Genomic DNA, 20347 nt, shown 5'->3' with positions numbered 1-20347 from the left:
CCATGGGGCCTGCGGGGCATGGGGGACGGCGGGGGATCAGGGGCGTGGAGGAGAAGCCGGGGCAGGAGCGGCGGCAGACGGGGCGGGACCGCCGGGACGCGCCCCGCGGCGTCGACCGGCCGACGGGGACCGCAGGCGGTGCGCGTGGCGCCCGACGGCGCCGACCGGACACCGCGACACCGCCCCCGGGCGCCTCACAGCTTCCCGCCGCGCCCGCCGTCGCGCGGCGCGGGCGCGATCAGCGTCGACAGATACGGCAACGGCCCCTCGTCCAGGTCCGCCGCCGGCCGGATCGACTCCTCGGGCAGCCCGAGCGCCGAACCCCACACCGCGTCCTCGGTGCGGCCGGTCTCCCGCAGCGCCGCGGCCACCTCCGCGGCCAGCCGGCCGAACTTGTACGCGACGACCGTCCCCGGGCCCTCGAGCGCCCGCCTCAGCACCGCCGCGCCCGCCGTCACCGGCACCAGCGTCAACGGCTCCGTGCCCTCCGTCAGCACCGCGCCGCTGCGGGCGGCCAGGTCCTGCATGGCCGTGATCCCGGGCACCGTCTCCACGGCCGTCCCCGGCAGCAGCGCGCCGATCGTCTGGGCCAGATACGTGAACGTCGAGTACACGTTGGGGTCGCCGATCGTCGCGAACGCCACCGAGCCGTGCGTCCGCAGCAGCTCCGCGACCCGCTCACCGGCCGCGTCCCACGCAGCCTCCCGGCGTGCCCGGTCGCTGCGCTCGTTGAGCGCGAACACCACGCGCACGACCTTCTCGGAGGACACGTAGTGCAGCACGGTCGCCTCGGCCCGCCCCTGCTCACCGGTGTCCATCACCGGTACGACGACGACCGCGGCGTCCCGCAGCGCGTTCACGCCCTTGACGGTCACCAGCTCCGGGTCACCGGGCCCGACACCGACGCCGATCAGCCTGCTTTCACCCTGACCGTGGTTCATCCCTCGCACCTCTCGACGAATCGACGGGCCGCAGCGGGCGTGGCGGCCCAGTGCGTATGCAGATAGCTCGCGTGCACGCCCCGCCGTACGAATCCCTCCACGCGCCGCTCCGGCTGATGCAGGCCCCACGCGGGACGCTCTCCCGCGCCCGGCTCCAGGACCGTGCGGTGGAACTCGTGCCCGCGCGTCCGTGTCCCGGACGCCGCCAGCACGCTGTCGCAGACCGCCACGGCGTCCCGGTAGCCCAGCGTCAGCCGCTCCGACATCCGTGCCTCGGCGTCCAGCACCCCGCACATCGGCAGCCCGTCGAGCGAACGCGCCAGATACAACAGCCCCGCGCACTCGGCGGCCACCGGAGCCCCGGACTCCGCCAGCGCGGCGACGGCCCCGCGCAGCGCCGCGTTGGCGGACAGCTCCGAGGCGTACACCTCCGGGAAGCCCCCGCCGATCACCAGCCCGCGTGCGCCCTCGGGCAGCGCCTCGTCCCGCAGCGGGTCGAACGGGACGACCTCGGCACCGGCGGCGGTGAGCAGTTCGGTGTGCTCGGCGTACGAGAACGTGAACGCGGCCCCGGACGCGACGGCGACCCTGCGCGAACCCGGGGCGGGCCGGGCGACGGGTCCGCCGCACGCGTCCACCGCCGCCGCCGGGTCCCACGCCTCGCCGGGCACGCCGGGCGCGGAGCGGGCCAGCGCCCACAGCGCGTCCAGGTCGCAGCCCGCCCGCACCCGGTCCGCCATCGCCGCGACCGCGTCCAGTGCGTCGCGCCGCCGCTCGGCCACCGGCACCAGCCCCAGATGCCGTGACGGCACCGCCACCTTCTCCGTCCGCCGCAGCACCCCCAGCACCGGCACGCCGGACTCGTCCAACGCCTCCCGCAACAGCGCCTCGTGGCGCGGCGAACCGACCTTGTTGAGGACCACCCCGCCGATCCGTACCTCCGGATCCCACGAGGCGAAGCCGTGCACCAGCGCGGCCACCGAGCGGGACTGCGACGAGGCGTCGACGACCAGCACCACCGGCGCCCGCAGCAGCTTCGCCACCTGCGCGGTCGACGCCAGCTCGCCGTTGCCCGCGGCGCCGTCGTACAGGCCCATCACACCCTCGACGACCGCCAGGTCGCAGCCGCGCGCCCCGTGCGCGAACAACGGAGCCACCAGCTCCGGGCCGCACAGGTACGCGTCGAGATTGCGACCCGGCCGGCCCGTGGCCAGGGCGTGGTAGCCGGGGTCGATGTAGTCGGGCCCCACCTTGTGCGGGGACACGGTAAGACCGCGCCCCGCGAAGGCCGCCATCAGCCCCGTGGCCACGGTCGTCTTGCCGCTCCCCGACGCGGGGGCGGCGATCACCAGACGTGGAACGTTCACCGGACACCACTCACCGTTCGACCGGCGCGCGCCCGGCACCCGTCCGCCGCCCGCTCTTTCTCCCACTGTCGAGCGTGGGCGAGGCCGCTACCATTCGATGCCCCGCTGGCCCTTCTGACCCGCGTCCATCGGGTGCTTGACCTTCGACATGTCGGTCACCAGATCGGCGGCGTCCACCAGCTCCGGCGGCGCGTTGCGACCGGTGACGACGACGTGCTGGGTACCGGGACGGCTCCGCAGCACCTCGACCACCTCGGCGGTGTCGACCCAGCCCCAGTGCATCGGGTACGCGAACTCGTCGAGGACGTACAGCCGGTACGTCTCGGCGGCCAGATCGCGCTTGACCTGTTCCCAGCCCTCGCGGGCCGCCTCCTCGTTGTTCAGCTGCCGGTCGCGCTGCACCCACGACCAGCCCTCGCCCATCTTGTGCCAGGCGACGGAGCCGCCCTCGCCGCTGGCGCCGAGGACCTTCAGCGCGTTCTCCTCGCCGACCTTCCACTTCGCCGACTTGACGAACTGGAAGACCCCGATCGGCCAGCCCTGATTCCAGGCGCGCAGCGCGAGCCCGAAGGCCGCCGTCGACTTCCCCTTCCCGATGCCGGTGTGCACCACCAGCAGCGGACGGTTGCGGCGCTGACGGGTGGTGAGCCCGTCGTCCGGCACGCTGACCGGCTGTCCCTTCGGCATTACGCCGCCCTCCTGTCGGTTCCCCGGACGTCCTTGACCAGACCCGCGATGGAGTCGGCCCGCAGCTCGTCGAGCGTGACGGCGACCGAGCCCAGATCGCGGGCGAGATTCGCCGCGAGCCCGAGCCGCACCGGGCCCGACTCGCAGTCCACGACGACGGAGGCGGTGCCCTCCGCCGCATGCAGCCGCGCCGCCCGCGACGCCAGCGCCACCGGCTCCGGCCCGCCCGTCGCCCGGCCGTCGGTCACCACGACCAGCAGCGGACGCCGCGACGGATCGCGCATCCGCTCCACGCGCAGCACCTCATGGGCCTTCAGCAGCCCGGCCGCGACGGGGGTGCGCCCGCCGGTGGGCAGCGCCTCCAGCCGTGCCGCCGCCGCGTCCACCGACGACGTCGGCGGCAGCGCCACCTCGGCGTCCCGGCCCCGGAAGGTGACCAGCCCGACCTTGTCCCGCCGTTGGTACGCGTCCAGCAGCAGCGACAGCACCGCGCCCTTCACGGCGCCCATCCGCTGCCGGGCGGCCATCGACCCGGAGGCGTCCACCACGAACAGCACCAGGTTGCCCTCGCGCCCCTCCCGGGTCGCCTGCCGCAGATCGTCCCGCCGCACCACCAGCCCCGGCCCCGACCGCCCGCGCGCCCGCTGGTGCGGAGCCGCGGCCCGTACGGTCGCCGCCAGGTGCAGCTTGGTCAGCGCCCCGTGCGGACGCCGCGCGCCGGTGGTGCGCCCGTGCTCGGTGCGCGCCCGGGAGCGCCGCCCCGCCGCGCCCTCGCCCAGGCCGGGCACGCTCAGCGTCTTCGCGCGGAACGGCTCGGCGGCCCGTGCCGGCTGCTGCTCACCGCCGCCGGACGACCGCCCCTGCTGCTGCTCGCCGCCCTGCTCGGGAACGGCGGGGGAGGGCGTGTCACCGGCCTCCGCGTCGGGCCGCGGCGGAGTGTCCGGGCCGTCGCCCCGCGGGGGCCGGCCGCCGCCGTCGGGGCCGTCCGGGTCCGGGTCGTCGTCCTCGCCGCCGTGCTGCTCCAGCGCCTCGTCGAGCTTGTCCTCGTCCAGGCCCGGAGCGTCGAACGGGTTGCGCCTGCGGCGGTGCGGGAGCGCGAGCAGGGCGGCCTGCCGCACGTCCTCGGCCAGTACGTCCGTACGCCCCGCCCAGGCGGCCAGCGCGGTGGCGGTCCGCGCCATCACGATGTCCGCGCGCATCCCGTCCACCTCGAACGCCGCGCAGGTCGCCGCGATCTGCCGCAACGCCCCGTCGCCGAGCCGCACCCCGGGAAGCAGCGCCCGCGCGGCGGCGATCCGTGCCCGCAGCGCGGTCTCCTCGGAGGCCCACCCGGCGGCGAAGGCGGCCGGATCCGCGTCGTACGCGAGACGCCGGCGCACCACCTCGACCCGCTGGTCGGTGTCCCGGGACGCGGCGACCTCCACGGTCAGCCCGAACCGGTCCAGCAACTGCGGCCGCAGCTCGCCCTCTTCGGGGTTCATCGTGCCGACGAGCAGGAACCGGGCGGCATGCCGGACCGAGACCCCCTCGCGCTCCACGTACGAGGCGCCCATGGCCGCCGCGTCCAGCAGCAGGTCCACGAGATGGTCGTGGAGCAGGTTGACCTCGTCGACGTACAGGATCCCGCGATGGGCGTCGGCGAGCAGCCCCGGCTCGAACGCCTTCACGCCCTCGGACAGCGCCCGCTCGATGTCGAGCGCCCCGACCAGCCGGTCCTCCGACGCGCCGACCGGCAGTTCCACCGTCCGGGCGGCCCGTGCCGCCCCGGACCCGGCCTCGTGCGGGCCGTCCGGGCACGCCGGATCGGGCGCCGCGGGATCGCAGGAGAACCGGCAGCCGGGAACCACGTCGACCTCGGGCATCAGCGCGGCGAGCGCCCGCACGGCGGTGGACTTGGCGGTGCCCTTCTCGCCGCGCACCAGCACGCCGCCGACCGCGGGCGAGACGGCGTTCAGCAGCAGCCCGAGCCGCAGATCGTCCTGCCCGACGAGGGCGGTGAAGGGATACGGCGTGTTCACGATGCCTCCTTGGGCGAACGGCGTGATGTCACTGCCCCCGGCGCGGGGGAGGGGAGCTCTTGGGCGCCGGCCCGTCGCCCGCCGGCGTCCGCCCGTCGCTCTCCGGGAAACCTCCGGGCGCTCATTCGTCGCCCTCCAGATCGCCTTCGAGCTCCAGGTACGTGGCCCGCAGCCGCTCCAGGGTCGTTGCGTCCGGCTCCGCCCACAGCCCGCGCTCGGCCGCCTCCAGCAGCCGTTCCGAGATCCCGCGCAGCGCCCAGGGGTTGGACTTCTTCATGAAGTCGCGGTTGGTCTCGTCGAAGACGTACTCGGCCGACAGCTTCTCGTACATCCAGTCGTCGACGACCCCGGCCGTGGCGTCGTACCCGAAGAGGTAGTCCACGGTCGCGGCCATCTCGAAGGCGCCCTTGTACCCGTGGCGCCGCATCGCCGCCATCCACCGCGGGTTCACCACCCGCGCCCGGAACACCCGGTGCGTCTCCTCGCCCAGCGTCCGCGTGCGCACCTGGTCCGGCGTGGCGCTGTCCCCGACGTACGCCTCGGGCGAGGTGCCGGTCAGATGCCGCACCATGGCGACCATGCCGCCGTGGTACTGGAAGTAGTCGTCCGCGTCGACCAGGTCGTGCTCGCGGGTGTCGACGTTCTTCGCCGCCACCGCGATCCGCCGGAACGCCGTCTCCATGTCCCCGCGCGCCGCCCGCCCGTCGAGCCCGCGCCCGTACGCGTAACCGCCCCAGACCGCGTACACCTCGGCCAGATCCGCGTCCGAGCGCCAGTTCCGGGCGTCGATCAGCGGCAGCAGCCCCGCCCCGTACGCCCCCGGCTTCGAACCGAAGACGCGGGCCGTGGCCCGGCGCCGGTCGCCGTGGACCGCCGTGTCCTCGTCGGCGTGCGCCCGCACGTAGTTGGACCCGGCCGGCTCGTCCAGCTCCGCCACCGCCCGCACCGCGTCGTCGATCAGCCCCACCACGTGCGGGAACGCGTCCCGGAAGAACCCGGAGATGCGCACCGTCACGTCGATGCGCGGACGCCCCAGCTCGTTCAGGGGCACCACCTCGAAGCCGGTCACCCGGCGCGAGGCGTCGTCCCACACCGGACGGCAGCCCAGCAGCGCCAGGATCTCCGCGATGTCGTCGCCCTGCGTGCGCATCGCGGACGTGCCCCACACGGTCAGGCCCACCGACTTCGGGTACTCGCCGGTGTCCGCGAGGTAGCGGGCGATCAGCGAGTCCGCGAGCGACTGCCCGACCTCCCAGCTCAGCCGGGACGGAATCGCCTTCGGGTCCACCGAGTAGAAGTTCCGGCCCGTCGGCAGCACATTGACCAGACCGCGCGTCGGCGAGCCGGACGGGCCCGCCGGGACGAAGCCGCCGCGCAGCGCCCGCAGGATGTGGCCGATCTCGTCCGTCGTCCGGGCCAGCCGGGGCACGACCTCCTCGCACGCGAAGCCCAGCACGGCCATGGCGTCCGGGAGTTCGTGGCCCAGCGCCTCCCGCACCAGCCCCGCCGCGCCCGCCACGTCCCAGCCGCGCTCCTCCATGCCCTCCGCGAGGCGGCGGCACAGCTTCTCCAGCAGATCGATCGCGTCCGCGCCGGTGCGCGCCGGACCGTCGACCAGCTCCGTCAGCTCCGCCGGCACCTTCACCGGGGCGCCCGGCTCGGCCAGCAACTCCCGTTCGCTCAGCCCGAAGTGGGCCGCGATCGAGGCCCGCAGACCCGGCAGCGCGTTCGCCGTGCCGCCCCACACCTGGGACGCGCGCAGCACCGCCAGCACCAGGTTGACCCGCGCCTCGCCGACCGGGCCGCCGCCCAGGATGTGCAGGCCGTCGCGGATCTGCACGTCCTTGATCTCGCACAGGTAGCCGTCGATGTGCATGACGAACTCGTCGAACTCGTCCTCGTCCGGCTGCTCGTCGACATGCAGGTCGTGATGGAGCTCGGCGGCCTTCACCAGGGTCCAGATCTGCGCCCGCACCGCCGGGGCCTTCGCCGGGTCCAGATCGCTGACCAGCGCGTACTCGTCGAGCAGCTGTTCCAGCTTGGCCAGGTCGCCGTAGGTGTCGGCACGTGCCATCGGTGGCACCAGGTGGTCCACCACCGTGGCGTGCCCGCGCCGCTTGGCCTGGGTGCCCTCGCCGGGGTCGTTGACGATGAACGGGTAGACCAGCGGGAGTTCGCCCAGCACCGCGTCCGGTCCGCAGCCCGCGGACAGTCCCAGGCCCTTGCCCGGCAGCCACTCCATCGTGCCGTGCTTGCCCATGTGCACGACGGCGTCCGCGCCGAACGAATTCTCCAGCCAGCGGTACGTCGCCATGTAGTGGTGCGACGGCGGCATATCCGGGTCGTGGTAGATCGCGATCGGGTTCTCCCCGAAGCCGCGCGGCGGCTGGATCAGCACCACCACGTTCCCGAACCGGAGCGAGGCCAGGACGATCTCGTCGCCGTCCACGTACAGCGAGCCCGGCGGTTCCCCCCAGTGCTCCAGCATCGAGTCCCGCAACTCCGGGTCCAGCGTGCCGAACCAGGCCCGGTAGTCGGCCAGCGGCACCCGCGCGGGTGCGGCCGCCAGCTGCTCCTCGGTCAGCCACTCCACGTCGTGGCCACCGGCCGCGATGAGCCGGTGGATCAGCTCGTCGCCGTTGTCCGGATACCCGTCGACGCCGTAACCGGCGCCGCGCAGTGCGTCCAGCACCCGCACCGCCGACGCGGGCGTGTCCAGGCCCACCGCGTTGCCGACCCGGGAGTGCTTGGTGGGGTAGGCGGTGAAGACGAGGGCGATCCGCTTCTCGGCGTTCGGCTTGTGCCGCAGCGCGGCGTGCCGCACCGCGATCCCGGCGACGCGCGCGGCCCGTTCCGGGTCGGCCCGGTACACCGGCACGTCGTCCGGGCCCTGCTCCTTGAAGGAGAACGGCACGGTGATCAGCCGGCCGTCGAACTCGGGGATCGCCACCTGCATCGCCGCGTCCATCGGGGACAGCGCGGCGTCCGAAGCCTCCCACGCGGCCCGCGTCGAGGTCAGACACAGGCCCTGGAGCACCGGGATGTCCAGCTCCGCCAGCGCGCCGATGTCCCACGCCTCCTCGCCCTCCCGTCTCCCACCACCACCCTCAACGGGGGTGCTTCGCACCACTGGGTCCTTTCCTCCCGCGGAGGCGTCCGAGGCGCGCGTGCCGCCCGCCGCCAGGACCGTCGCGACCAGGGCGTCCGCCCGGCCCAGCAGCTCGTACAGACCGGCGTCCGCGCCGCGCAGCGAACCGCAGTACACCGGCAGGGCGTTGGCACCGCGCGCCTCGACGGCCTCGCACAGCACGTCCACGAACGAGGTGTTCCCGGACAGTTCGTGCGCCCGGTAGAACAGCACCCCGACGGTCGGGCGGCCCTCGGTGAACTCCCGGTCGCCGCGCACGCCCCACTCCGGCATCCGCTGCGGCTCGGCGAAGCCGTGACCGGTCAGCAGCACCGTGTCGGAGAGGAAACGGGTCAGCTCCACCAGGTTCCCCGGACCGCCCTCCACCAGATAGCGCAGCGCCTCCGCGACGACCCCGGCGGGTACGGACGACTCGGCCATCAGCTCCGCGTCCGGCACGGTCTCGCCGCCCAGCAGCACGGTCGGGATGCCGGACGCCCGCAGCACGGCCAGACCGTCCTCCCAGGCGCGCTTGCCGCCGAGCAGCCGGACGACGGCGACGGAGGCGCCCTCGATCAGCGCGGGCAGTTCCTCGTGGACGTCGACACGGGTGGGGTTGCCGATCCGGTAGGGCGCGCCGGAGGCGCGGGCGGCGAGCAGGTCCGTGTCGGCGGTCGACAGCAACAGCACGGTGCTCGTGGGGGCGTTCATACGCGTGCTCCAGGTGCTCCGGGGGCGATGAAGGGAAGTCCGGACGGCGCGCCCGACTCGATGAGCCGGAGCAGCGCGCCGGTGTCGGCGTGTTCTTCGATCAGGTCGCCGAGGCGGTCGAGCTGTTCCTCGCGCAGCTCGGCGAAACGGGTGTCGGGGGCGGGGACGAAACGCCGGCCCGCGGCGCGCGCCACCTCGGTCAGGAAACGGCGGCGGAACGCGTCGCTCTCCAGCGAGCCGTGCCAGTGGGTGCCCCACACGGCTCCGGCCCGGCAGCCGTCCAGGGCGCGGCCCCGGCCGTCGGTGAAGAACGGCTCGCCGCCGCGCACATCGGCGACGCCGTGGTGGATCTCGTAGCCCTCGACCGGTGCGCCGAGCGCCTCCCCGACGGGCCGGGCCAGGGTCTTCTCGCGGTCGAACCGGACGCGCAGCGGCAGCAGCCCGAGCCCGTCGACGTGCCCGGCCCGCGATTCGACCTCGTCCTCGATGTGCTCGCCGAGGACCTGGTAGCCGCCGCAGACGCCGAGGACCGGCCGGCCCTCGGCGGCACGCCGGGCCAGGGCGTCGGCGAGACCGCGCTCGCGCAGCCAGGCCAGTGCCCCGACCGTGCCCCGGGTGCCGGGCACGACGACGAGGTCGGCGTCGGCCAGCTCCTCGGCGCGGTCCACGAAGCGGACGACGACGCCCGGTTCGGCGGCCAGCGCGTCCACGTCGGTGAAGTTCGACATCAGGGGCACGGCGCACACCGCGACCCGCAGCACGTCCTCGCCGTGCGGCGGCGCGATCACCGACTCGCGCACGGCGCCGCGCAGCGAGACCCGGAGCCCGTCCTCCTCGTCGATGCCGAGGCCGTGCGCGAAGGGCAGCACCCCGTACGTCGGGCGGCCGGTGATCTCGCGCAGCATCTCCAGCCCCGGCTCCAGCAGCGACACGTCGCCGCGGAACTTGTTCACGAGATAGCCCGCGACCAGCGCCTGGTCCTCGGCGGAGAGCAGCGCCGTCGTACCGAAGAACGACGCGAAGACGCCGCCCCGGTCGATGTCCCCGACCACCACCACCGGGAAGCGCGCCGCCCGGGCGATGCCCATGTTCACGATGTCCGTGCGCCGCAGATTGATCTCGGCCGGGCTGCCGGCCCCCTCGCAGATCACCGCGTCGTACGTGCTCCGCAGCCGCTCCAGGCAGTCCACGACCGTGCCGAGCAGGGCCTCCTGCCGTCCGCCGTGGTAGCCGCGCGCGCTCATCTCGCCCACCGGCCTGCCCATCAGGACGACCTGGCTGGAACGGTCCCCGCCGGGCTTGAGCAGCACCGGGTTCATCAGCGCGGACGGCTCCACCCGGGCGGCCGCGGCCTGCATGGCCTGGGCACGGCCGATCTCGGCGCCCTCCCGGGTGACGTAGGAGTTCAGCGACATGTTCTGCGCCTTGAAGGGCGCCACCTTCACGCCCCGGCGCGCGAGCCAGCGGCAGATGCCCGCCGTGACGACGCTCTTGCCCGCGTCCGAGGTGGTTCCGGCGACCAGGAGTCCGCCGCTCATGTCCGTCTCCGTCCTGCGCCCGCGCGTTTTGCGCTCAGGAGCCGCGCGGCCCCCGCGGCGGCGCCGCCCACGCCCACGCCTGCGGGCCGCGCGCCCGTGATCCGTCCCCGTCCTGTGCCCCGTGCGTCCGCGAGCCGTCGAGCGGCGAGACCCGCGCCCAGCCGCGCGGCCACGCACACGCCGAGGGCCAGCACGCCCACCCGGCGCGAGAGCCGCACCGCGCGTTCGATGTCCGCGGTCTCCACCTCCCGGCCCGTCTCCCCGTTCAGTACCGGGCGGTGCTCCACCCGGCCCCCGTACGCCAGCGTTCCGCCCAGGCGCACGCCCAGCGCGCCCGCGAACGACGCCTCCACCGGGCCCGCGTTGGGGCTCGGGTGCTTCGCCGCGTCGGCCCGCCAGGCCCGTACCGCCTCGCGCGGCCGTCCACCGGCGACCACGGCGACCACGGCGGTCAGCCGGGCGCCGGGCCATCCCGCGAGGTCGTCGAGGCGGGCCGAGGCCCAGCCGTAGCGCCGGTGGCGGGGCGACTTGTGGCCGACCATCGCGTCCAGGGTGTTGACCGCGCGGAAGCCGACGAGGCCGGGCACACCGGCCAGCGCCCCCCACACCAGGGCGCCCACCACGGCGTCCGAGGTGTTCTCGGCCACGGACTCCACCACGGCGCGGGCGATCTGCGGCCCGTCCAGGGAGTGCGGGTCGCGCCCGCACAGATGCGGCAGGCGCTCCCGGGCCACCGCGACGTCCCCGGCGGCCAGGGCGCCGCCGACGGCCCGTGCCTCCCGCCCCAGCGAGGTGCCGCCGACCACGGACCAGGTGGCCGCCGCGGTCAGCGCGACGGAGGCGGCGGGGTGACGGCGTACGGCACGGGCGAGCAGCGCCGCACCGCCCACGGCGCCTCCGGCGCAGACGAGGGTGTGCAGCGCGCCCCACCCGCGGTGGTCGCGCCACAGACGGCGTTCGACGCCCGCCGCGGCCCGCCCGAAGGCGGCGACCGGGTGCCCCCTGCGGGGGTCACCGAGCAGCAGATCGCCGATCAGGCCGACTGTGGCGCCGTACGCGAATACGCGATCGGCACGCATGGCTCAGCCGGCCGTCGTGCCTCGGAGGACCTTCGTACGGGCGGCTCTCGGAGAGAGCGCCGGGGCAAGGGACGCACGGCTGCCAGGCATGGCGACATGTCCTCACTCAGGGTCCGCGCCCTGGTTCGACGTGACGGCGACGAGAGTCTCCTGGCTCCCGGATCCGCGATTCCCCCGGCCTTCCAGCCCGCTCGCGCGTGCCGTGACTTCCCGGTGTGGGGGACCGCTCCCCGGTGACAGTGGCGGGACCGCGCCGGATTCGCACCGGCTTCCTCTGCTGTCGCCGTAAATGGCTCCGGCAGTCCACCACGCTCTGCGAACGCCCGTCAACCTGCCGTTGACCTGCGGCGGGGCAGTGTGCTGAGGCCCACATCGGGACGGGGACACGACGACGGGCCGGACGCGCGAGGTGCGTCCGGCCCGTCGGGGGCTGCGAAGAGGAGGTGCGAGGGGAAGGACTCAGGCGACGATCAGATAGATCCCGTACGCGACCGCCGCCGCGCACAGCGCGAAGCAGATGTACGCGCCCGCGCGCGCCAGCACCCGTGATCCGCCGGAGCCGCCCTGGGCCGCCGCCTCGGGCTGCTTGGCGAGACCGACGATGCCGAGGGTGAAGACGCCCACTAGCGCGACGGTGACGACGAGGGAGACACCGAAGACGGAGCCGAGGGCTGCCCAGTCGATTTTCATGCTGCTTCCTTAGACGGTCTGCGGACGGTCCGCGTGATCGGTCCGGTGCCGGTCACGGCACTGGTGCCGCTCCCGGCACCAGCACTAGTGCCGTGACCGGCAACGTTTGCCCCGTCGCACCGTCCGGCACGCACGCTCGCGGCGTTGGCCGAGAGCCCATGTAGCCCGCTACGAGGGCTTTCGGCCGCCTTGCGATCGCACGCACCGGACGACGCTCCTTCCGGGCAAACCTTGCCGGTCACGGCACTAGACGGCGGCGGGACGCGCCGGGTCCTGGGCCGCGGCGGCTGCGGGCGTGGCCGGGATGATGGTCATGAGGTCCTGCGCCGCGGCGGTGGCCGCGACGGTGGGCGGCGGGCTGACGGCGGCGATGGCCGTGGTGACGACGCCCGCGGGTTCGACGGCGCTCTCCGAGGGCGCGACGTCCCCGTGGCCGACCGGCTTGCGGCGCGAGATCAGCCAGATCGAGCCGGAGCCCACGACCAGCAGCGCCGCGACGACGACGACGCCCCAGGTGCCCTGCTTGGTCAGGAACTCGGCGCCCGCGCCGACCAGGCCCGCGGCCGGCAGGGTCAGGCCCCACGCGACGAACATCCGGGTGGCGGTGGACCAGCGGACCACGCCGCCCTGGCGGCCGAGGCCCGCGCCCATCACGGCGCCGGAGCAGGACTGGGTGGTGGACAGGGAGAAACCGAGGTGCGAGGAGGCGAGGATGACCGTGGCCGCGCTGGTCTGGGCGGCGAAGCCCTGCGGCGGCCTGAGGTCGGTGAGGCCGCTGCCCATGGTGCGGATGATGCGCCAGCCGCCCAGGTAGGTGCCGAGGGCGATGGCCGTACCGGCGGAGACGATGACCCAGACCGGCGGATTGGCGCCGGGGTGCAGCACACCACCGGTGACCAGGGCCAGGGTGATGATGCCCATGGTCTTCTGCGCGTCGTTGGTGCCGTGGGCGAGGGAGACCAGTCCGGCCGAGGCGATCTGACCGGCGCGGTAGCCCTTGGCGGTGGCCTTCTCCTGGGCCTCGTCACGGATCTTCCCGCCGATGCGGTACGTCAGCCGGGTGGCCAGCAGCGCGGCGAACCCGGCGACGATCGGGGCGGCGACCGCGGGGATCAGCACTTTGGTGACGACCGTGCCGCCGTTGACCGAGGACCAGCCGGCCGACATGACCGCGGCGCCGATCAGGCCGCCGAACAGGGCGTGCGAGGAACTGGACGGCAGCCCGACCAGCCAGGTCAGCAGATTCCACAGGATGGCGCCGACGAGTGCCGCGAAGATGACCTCCGTGCGCAGCCCGTCCTCATTGATGATCCCACCGGAGATCGTCTTGGCGACCTCCACGGACAGGAACGCGCCGACGAGGTTGAGAACGGCGGACATGGCCACCGCGGTCTTCGGTCTGAGTGCGCCGGTCGAGATGGTGGTGGCCATCGCGTTGGCGGTGTCATGGAAACCGTTCGTGAAATCGAACACTAGAGCTGTCACGATCACAATCGCGAGAAGCAGCGTGATGTGTTCCATTTACCCAGGCAATCGTTCGACGTCATTGGCAGGTTGACGGTAGGCAACCTTGGTGAACGGGAGATGAACTGAACGGGGCTTCATGGTGTCTCCGGGGGACGCTTCGGGGCAGCTCGCGGCCACTGTGTACGCCGCCCGCGTTCCGTCGTCACTCTTCGTGGTCCCTTCGGTCGGTCGTGTGTACGTACGCCCGGCGGGCTGACAGGCACGCTGACCCCGCCGGGCCCGGCGAACGGCCCGTTCCACCCCGGCCGGGCACCGGCGAGCGGCCATTTCCGTCTTCCGTTTCCGTCTTCCGCTTTCGTCTTGCGCCTTCGTCTTTTGCCGCGTGTCCGACGGCGGCCGGTACCGTCCCCGGCGGGCGCCGGGCGGACCCGTCCGGGTGGCAGGGCGCGACCCGCCCCACCAGACTGGAACGGTGCGCCCGGCAACAGTCACGGCAGCAGCCGTCACCACGATCCTCGGCCTCGGTGCGGCGGCGGTCGCGGCCGGCCGCTGCGCGGGCGCCGCCGCCCTCAAGGCACCGTCCGGGCGGCCACTGCCCGCCGACCGGGGACTGACCGTGCACGCCACGGCGGCCGGCCGGGTCACCCTGACCCGTTCCTTCACCTCCCTGCGGCCCGGTACGTACGGACTGGAGGGCGACGGCCTGCACGCCGTCGTCGGCCCGGTGGTCGAGCACGCCCACCACGCCCCCGACACCGTCGTGCGCAGACTGGAACGCGTCGACCGGGGAAGCCTGGAGCCCGGCACCAAGGTCCGGATCACGCCCCAGCTGCACAGCGGGGACCCCTCCTCGGCGCTCGGCCTCGACCACGAGGAGGTCGAGATCCCCGGCGAACTCGGGGCGCTGCCCGCCTGGTTCGTGCCGGGCGCCCGCGACACCTGGGTCATCACCGTGCACGGCCTCGGCACCACCAGGGAACACCCCATGAACCTCATGGCGTTCCTGCACGACCTGCGCCTGCCCGTCCTCGACCTGGCCTACCGCGGCGACCCCGGGGCCCCGCGCTCCCCGGACGGACTCGCCCACCTCGGCGAGTCCGAGTGGCGCGACCTGGACGCGGCGATCCGCTTCGCCGTCCGCTACGGCGCGCAGAACATCGTCCTGCACGGCTGGTCCACCGGCGCCTCGATGGCGCTGCACGCGGCCGTCGACTCCGCGCTGCGCGACCGGATCAGCGGCCTCGTGCTCGACTCCCCGGTGCTGGACTGGGCCACCACGCTGCGCGCCCTGGCCACCGCCCGCGGCGTCCCGGCCGCCCTGCTCCCGCTCGCCGTCCGGGCCGCCCAGGGACAGACCGGACTGCACGGCGCCCGCCTCCTGGACGGCTCCCTCGCGTCGGCCCTGCGCGCCCCGACACTGATCTTCCACGGTCCGGACGACACCCTGGCGCCCTGGCAGCCGTCCCGCGACCTCGCCGCCCGCCGGCCGGAACTGATCGCGCTGCGCACCGTGCCGCAGGCTCCGCACGGGGCGATGTGGAACGCCGACCCGGACCACTACGAGGAGACCCTCCGGCGCTTCCTGACGCCCCTCATGTGACCCGATGCGCGGGATCGGGTGATTGGTTCCGGGCCCCGTCACCACCCCGTCCACCGCGAATCCGGGTTCCGTTTGGGCTTTCGGGCCGTCAGGGGCAAGACTGCTCTCCGTGACGTCCCGTACCCCGCGCGACTCCAGGCTCCGACTTGTCCGCCCGCGACCCCTCGCCACCGCTCGCAAGGCCGTGACCACCCGGCGCACCAGGCCGGCGCCCCGCCCCCCGGAGGGCACCCCGCCCCGGGCGGAACTGGCCCGCCAGGCGAGGGTCGTCCTCGCCGACGCCGTACGGATCGCCCGCTGGGCGGCCGACGGTACGCTCCCGGGCGCCCCGCCCCCGGCCGCCCAGGCCCTCGAAGGGGCCGCGGCGGCCCTGGAACTCTCCCCGGCCCAGGTGCGCTCCGGCTGGGACCGGGCCCGCCTCGCCGGTCTCGTGGAACTGCACGGCGGCACCGCGCGCCCCGGCTGGCGCCTGCGCGCCTGGGACCGCGACGACTCCGCCGTGCTGCGCGGCTGGGTGGCGCTGTTCGACGCCTGGTCCCTCGTCCACCCGGCGCCGGACGACGTCGAGGTCACCGCGGTCGCCGAGACCGTCGAGGCGGTGCCCCAGGTGCTCTCGCTCCTCCAGCTGTCGGCCGGCCCGGTCGCCGTGCCCGCCCTCCTGGACCTCCTCGAACAGCGCGTCGCGGAACTCCACGAGGAGCGCTGCCTGGTGCCGTACGAGCCGTCGCCCGAACCGGCCGTCCCGACTCCCGCCGCACACCCGGCCGCCCTGGTCGCGCGGCTCCTCGACTGGGCCCTGGAGGGACTGGCCGCCGTCGGCGCGCTCACCCTCGGCGCCGGGCACGCCACCCTCACCCCGCTCGGCAACTGGGCGGTCTGGGTCAAGCTGGAACAGATCTGCGTCGCCGCCCAGAGCCCGGCGGGCAACATCGAGCAGTCCGCCGCCGACATGCTGCACGGCTGCGCCCGGCTCACCCCCGGCCCGGCCCGCGACGAGTACCGCGCCTGGCTCGCCGCCCGCCCCGTCGGCAGCGCCGTCGCCGAACTCCTCGCCGTCGCCCGCGGCGAGGACGCCCTGCTGCGCGGGCTCGCCTTCGAGGCGCTCCGGGTGGTCGGCGCGCCCGCCGAGCCCGAGGTCCGCTCCGTCCTCGACGATTCCTCGCTGCGCCCCTACGCGCTGCTGTGGCTGGCCGAGTACGAGGGCGCCGATCCCGAGGACGCCCAGGACGTCCTCAGCCGGGAGGAGGCCACCTGGCTCTGGGTGGACACCGCGGCGGCGGTCGCCGACCACGGCGAGACCGGGCTGCTGGTGCGCCACCTCGACTCGGCCGTCCAGGGAACCGTGCCCGCCCTCCTCGACGAGGTACGGGCCGTCGGCCATCCGCGCACCGTGCAGGTCCTGGTCGCCCTGGCCGCCGCCCACCCGGACCCGGCCCTGGCCAAGGCCGTGCGCCGGGCCGCGTTCCAGGTGCACACCGGCGGCGTCTGACGCGGACGGCCTCCCCGGTCCGCGGGGGAGGCCGTCCGGCCGCCGTCCCGCGAGGACGGCACGCCTTCGAGGAGGCGCCGCCCCACGGGGCGGACCCCGCTCACCGGAAGGTGTTGCACTTGCCCATGTCGCCGGTGCGGTAGCCCGTCGTGAACCACTGCTGCCGCTGCGCGGCCGACCCGTGCGTCCAGGACTCCGGCGTGACCCGCCCCTGGAACTTCTCCTGGATCCGGTCGTCGCCGACCGCCTCCGCCGCGTCGAGCCCGTCCCGGATGTCCGCCTGCGTCAACGACGTGATCAGCGGCCGTCCCGTCTTCTCGTCGGGCGTGGTCGTCGCGTGGCGCGCCCAGACCCCGGCGTAGCAGTCCGCCTGCAGCTCCACCCGGACCGCGTTGCTGTTCGCGCCCACGCGCCCGTCCTGCGCCCGGCCCAACGTCCCCATCAGGTCCTGCACATGGTGTCCGTACTCGTGGGCGACGACGTACGCCTGGGCGAACGGCCCGCCGCTGGAACCGAACTTCGTCCGCAGCTCGTCGAAGAACCCCAGGTCCAGGTAGACCTTCTGGTCGCCGGGGCAGTAGAAGGGCCCGACCGCCGATGTCGCGGAGCCGCACGCGGTGCCGACCCGGTCGGTGAACAGGACCGTCCTCGCGTCCGTGTACGTCCCGCCGCGCCGCCGGAACTCGCTCGTCCAGAAGTCCTGCACACTGTTGACCACCGCGACCGTCCGGCAGTCGTCCCTGGTGTTCGCGTCCCGCCCGGTCCGGCAGGACTCCTGCACCTGTGCCGCCGACGACGCGGTGGCCGTGCTGTCCGAATCGCCGGAGGACAGCCCGAGCTGATCGGGGCCGACCCCGAGGAACAGCCCCAGCAGCAGTGCGATCAGACCGACGATGCCGCCCCCCACGGTGGCCCTGCCCCCGGGGATACGGCTGCCGCGCACGTCCTGGACATCGGACGTGTCCAGATCGGCGTCGTCGTCGAACTGCATGGGTGTCGCCCTCCGCTCCGGCCGTGGCGGTCCTTCCGCCTCCGCCGAGTATGGGAGAGATCATCCCAGCACACCCGGTCGAACCGTGCGGGGAGCGGGCCGGGGCGGCTGCCGGACGGGCGGCGGGCGCCCGCCCCGGCGCATGAGGAAAAGCGGTTGCACACCGCCAGTAGAATGAGCCGCATGGCAATTCTCCTCGTGCATGAGTAACGGCGTCGAGACGACTCCGCCCTCGCCCCGTCCGCCGTCCGTCCGCCCTGGAGTTTTACCGTGATCACCGCTTCCGGCATCGAGTTGCGCGCCGGCGCCCGCATCCTCATCGAGTCCGCCTCCTTCCGCATCGCCAAGGGCGACCGCATCGGCCTCGTCGGCCGCAACGGAGCGGGCAAGACCACCCTCACCAAGTGCCTCGCGGGCGAGGGCGCCCCGGCCGGTGGCACCATCACCCGCTCCGGCGAGGTCGGCTACCTCCCGCAGGACCCGCGCACGGGCGACCTCGACGTGCTCGCCCGTGACCGCATCCTCTCCGCCCGCGGCCTCGACGAGATCCTGCGCAAGATGCGGGAGAACGAGGACCGGATGGCGAACGGCAAGGGCGCCACCCGCGAGAAGGCGATGAAGAAGTACGAGCGCCTGGAGACGGAGTTCCTCACCAAGGGCGGATACGCCGCCGAGGCCGAGGCCGCCACCATCGCCGCCGCGCTCAGCCTGCCCGACCGGGTGCTCGGACAGCCGCTCCACACGCTCTCCGGCGGTCAGCGCCGCCGCGTGGAGCTGGCCCGCATCCTGTTCTCGGACGCCGACATCCTGCTGCTCGACGAGCCGACGAACCACCTCGACGCCGACTCGATCGTCTGGCTGCGCGACTACCTCAAGAACTACCGCGGCGGCTTCATCGTGATCTCCCACGACGCCGAGCTCGTCGAGACGGTCGTCAACAAGGTCTTCTACCTCGACGCCAACCGCTCGCAGATCGACGTCTACAACATGGGCTGGAAGCTCTACCAGCAGCAGCGCGAGGCCGACGAGAAGCGCCGCAAGCGGGAGCGGCAGAACGCCGAGAAGAAGGCCGCGGCCCTCAACTCGCAGGCCGACAAGATGCGCGCCAAGGCCACCAAGACCGTCGCCGCGCAGAACATGGCCAAGCGTGCCGAGCGGCTGCTGTCCGGCCTGGAGGCCGTGCGGGTCGCCGACAAGGTCGCCAAGCTGCGCTTCCCCGAGCCCGCGCCGTGCGGCAAGACCCCGCTGATGGCGGAGGGCCTGTCGAAGTCGTACGGCTCCCTGGAGATCTTCACCGATGTGGACCTCGCCATCGACAAGGGCTCCCGGGTCGTCATCCTCGGCCTCAACGGCGCGGGCAAGACCACGCTGCTGCGGCTCCTCGGCGGCGCCGAGAAGCCCGACACCGGCCAGATCGTCGAGGGCCACGGGCTCAAGCTCGGCTACTACGCCCAGGAGCACGAGACCCTCGACCCGGAGCGCACGGTCCTGGAGAACATGCGCTCGGCGGCCCCCGACCTCGACCTCGTCGACGTCCGCAAGACACTGGGCTCGTTCCTCTTCTCCGGCGACGACGTCGACAAGCCCGCGGGCGTGCTCTCCGGCGGTGAGAAGACCCGTCTCGCGCTGGCCACGCTGGTGGTGTCCTCCGCCAACGTGCTGCTCCTGGACGAGCCGACGAACAACCTCGACCCGGCCAGCCGCGAGGAGATCCTCGGCGCGCTGCGCACGTACAAGGGCGCCGTCGTCCTCGTCACGCACGACGAGGGCGCGGTCGAGGCCCTCCAGCCGGAACGCATCATCCTGCTGCCGGACGGGGTCGAGGACCTCTGGGGAGCGGACTACCAGGACCTGGTCGCCCTGGCCTGACCCCGGGCGGGCCGCCCGCGCGGCCCGCTCCTGATCCACTCCGCCTGGATCATTCGGCTCATGTGTGATCCGTCATCTGCGTGAGTCCGTCTCGTACCACGTCGGCGGAGCCCGGCGGACAGTTGTCCGATGCACCCATTTGGGGGATACGACCCCCGTGTGGCCCTGACCTGGTCGTTCGTTTCCAGACCCGTCCTCACCCGGCTCCGCGGCCCTGAGGAATACGGGATTCCGAACGTACCGGGTCGTTTCCCTGCCCGGAATCCCGTTGCGCAGACCTTGTCGAATGGGTGGCCAGGAAGCCCCCGAGGGGTGATCATGAGAGTCCAGAGCGCACTTCCCATGAGGAGGCACGGGTGGCCGAGACTCTGAAGAAGGGCAGCCGGGTGACCGGCGCCGCGCGCGACAAGCTCGCGGCAGACCTGAAGAAGAAGTACGACTCCGGTGCGAGCATCCGGGCGTTGGCCGAAGAGACCGGCCGCTCCTACGGATTCGTCCACCGGATGCTCAGCGAGTCCGGAGTCACGCTGCGCGGACGCGGCGGGGCGACACGAGGCAAGAAGGCCACCGCGGCCTGAGCGCCTGTCGTGTGACCTCCGACCGGAAAGCGGGCGCGGCATGGTGCGTGCGATTCCAAGGCGTCGGGATGCTCTTGCGGTGGAGCTGACAGGGCATTTCGGCAACGCCGGAAGCGTGCGTGCCACGGCGTGGCCGCCCGGTCAGGGGTCACCCGACAGGCTCTGAGGGGCTTCACGGATCGGGGCAGGCCGTTA

Annotated in this window: 14 protein-coding genes and 1 riboswitch; of the genes, 4 read left to right on the top strand and 10 right to left on the bottom strand. The window is 73.8% G+C overall.

Translation table 11 applies throughout. The features are described from left to right. Positions 1-194: 194 nt before the first annotated feature. From cobI to AMK22_RS24815, 9 genes are all read right to left on the bottom strand, one after another. Positions 195-941, bottom strand: a complete 747-nt coding sequence (gene cobI, locus AMK22_RS24855) for a precorrin-2 C(20)-methyltransferase (RefSeq protein ID WP_073788459.1) — start codon at positions 939-941, stop codon at positions 195-197. Beyond that, positions 938-2308, bottom strand: coding sequence for a cobyrinate a,c-diamide synthase (locus AMK22_RS24850; RefSeq protein WP_073788457.1), 1371 nt, complete (start codon positions 2306-2308; stop codon positions 938-940). Before AMK22_RS24850 ends, cobI begins: the two co-directional genes overlap by 4 nt. An 87-nt stretch (positions 2309-2395) precedes the next feature. Next, on the bottom strand, positions 2396-2995 hold the full coding sequence (cobO, locus tag AMK22_RS24845; protein ID WP_073788455.1) for a cob(I)yrinic acid a,c-diamide adenosyltransferase: 600 nt from the start codon (positions 2993-2995) through the stop codon (positions 2396-2398). After that, on the bottom strand, positions 2995-5013 hold the full coding sequence (locus tag AMK22_RS24840) for a putative cobaltochelatase (RefSeq protein ID WP_073788453.1): 2019 nt from the start codon (positions 5011-5013) through the stop codon (positions 2995-2997). Before AMK22_RS24840 ends, cobO begins: the two co-directional genes overlap by 1 nt. Before the next feature lie 121 nt (positions 5014-5134). Continuing rightward, positions 5135-8851, bottom strand: coding sequence for a cobaltochelatase subunit CobN (gene cobN / locus AMK22_RS24835; RefSeq protein WP_073788451.1), 3717 nt, complete (start codon positions 8849-8851; stop codon positions 5135-5137). Next, positions 8848-10389, bottom strand: a complete 1542-nt coding sequence (locus tag AMK22_RS24830; protein ID WP_073788449.1) for a cobyric acid synthase — start codon at positions 10387-10389, stop codon at positions 8848-8850. The genes cobN and AMK22_RS24830 overlap by 4 nt, the downstream gene beginning before the upstream one ends. Continuing rightward, complete coding sequence (locus tag AMK22_RS24825; protein WP_079186384.1) at positions 10386-11468, bottom strand: cobalamin biosynthesis protein; 1083 nt, start codon at positions 11466-11468, stop codon at positions 10386-10388. The genes AMK22_RS24830 and AMK22_RS24825 overlap by 4 nt, the downstream gene beginning before the upstream one ends. A gap of 144 nt (positions 11469-11612) precedes the next feature. Then, a riboswitch (cobalamin riboswitch) is annotated at positions 11613-11742 on the bottom strand. A 185-nt stretch (positions 11743-11927) separates the two neighbouring features. After that, complete coding sequence (locus AMK22_RS24820) at positions 11928-12158, bottom strand: hypothetical protein (RefSeq protein WP_073788447.1); 231 nt, start codon at positions 12156-12158, stop codon at positions 11928-11930. A 246-nt stretch (positions 12159-12404) separates the two neighbouring features. Beyond that, complete coding sequence (locus tag AMK22_RS24815) at positions 12405-13679, bottom strand: inorganic phosphate transporter (protein ID WP_073788445.1); 1275 nt, start codon at positions 13677-13679, stop codon at positions 12405-12407. A gap of 418 nt (positions 13680-14097) precedes the next feature. Between AMK22_RS24815 and AMK22_RS24810 the strand changes: the two genes are divergently transcribed. Both AMK22_RS24810 and AMK22_RS24805 read left to right on the top strand, forming a co-directional pair. Further along, on the top strand, positions 14098-15225 hold the full coding sequence (locus AMK22_RS24810; RefSeq protein WP_073788443.1) for an alpha/beta hydrolase: 1128 nt from the start codon (positions 14098-14100) through the stop codon (positions 15223-15225). 184 nt (positions 15226-15409) lie between these two features. Next, the gene (locus AMK22_RS24805; protein ID WP_073788441.1) at positions 15410-16714 is read left to right on the top strand and encodes a hypothetical protein; all 1305 of its coding nucleotides are present in this window, start codon (positions 15410-15412) and stop codon (positions 16712-16714) included. A gap of 100 nt (positions 16715-16814) precedes the next feature. Here the strand turns inward: AMK22_RS24805 and ypfJ are convergent, their stop codons facing one another. Next, positions 16815-17705, bottom strand: coding sequence for a KPN_02809 family neutral zinc metallopeptidase (gene ypfJ / locus AMK22_RS24800; RefSeq protein WP_073788439.1), 891 nt, complete (start codon positions 17703-17705; stop codon positions 16815-16817). A 270-nt stretch (positions 17706-17975) separates the two neighbouring features. On the opposite strand from ypfJ, the gene AMK22_RS24795 reads away from it, so the two are divergent. Together AMK22_RS24795 and AMK22_RS24790 are read left to right on the top strand one after the other, a co-directional pair. Next, the gene (locus AMK22_RS24795; protein WP_073788437.1) at positions 17976-19574 is read left to right on the top strand and encodes an ABC-F family ATP-binding cassette domain-containing protein; all 1599 of its coding nucleotides are present in this window, start codon (positions 17976-17978) and stop codon (positions 19572-19574) included. 356 nt (positions 19575-19930) lie between these two features. After that, entirely contained in the window at positions 19931-20152 is a 222-nt protein-coding gene (locus AMK22_RS24790) for a helix-turn-helix domain-containing protein (RefSeq protein ID WP_199883310.1), read from the top strand. Positions 20153-20347: the final 195 nt, after the last annotated feature.

Source organism: Streptomyces sp. CB01580 (assembly GCF_001905795.1).
Lineage (GTDB): Bacteria > Actinomycetota > Actinomycetes > Streptomycetales > Streptomycetaceae > Streptomyces.
This window is presented reverse-complemented; position numbering and strand designations above follow the sequence as displayed.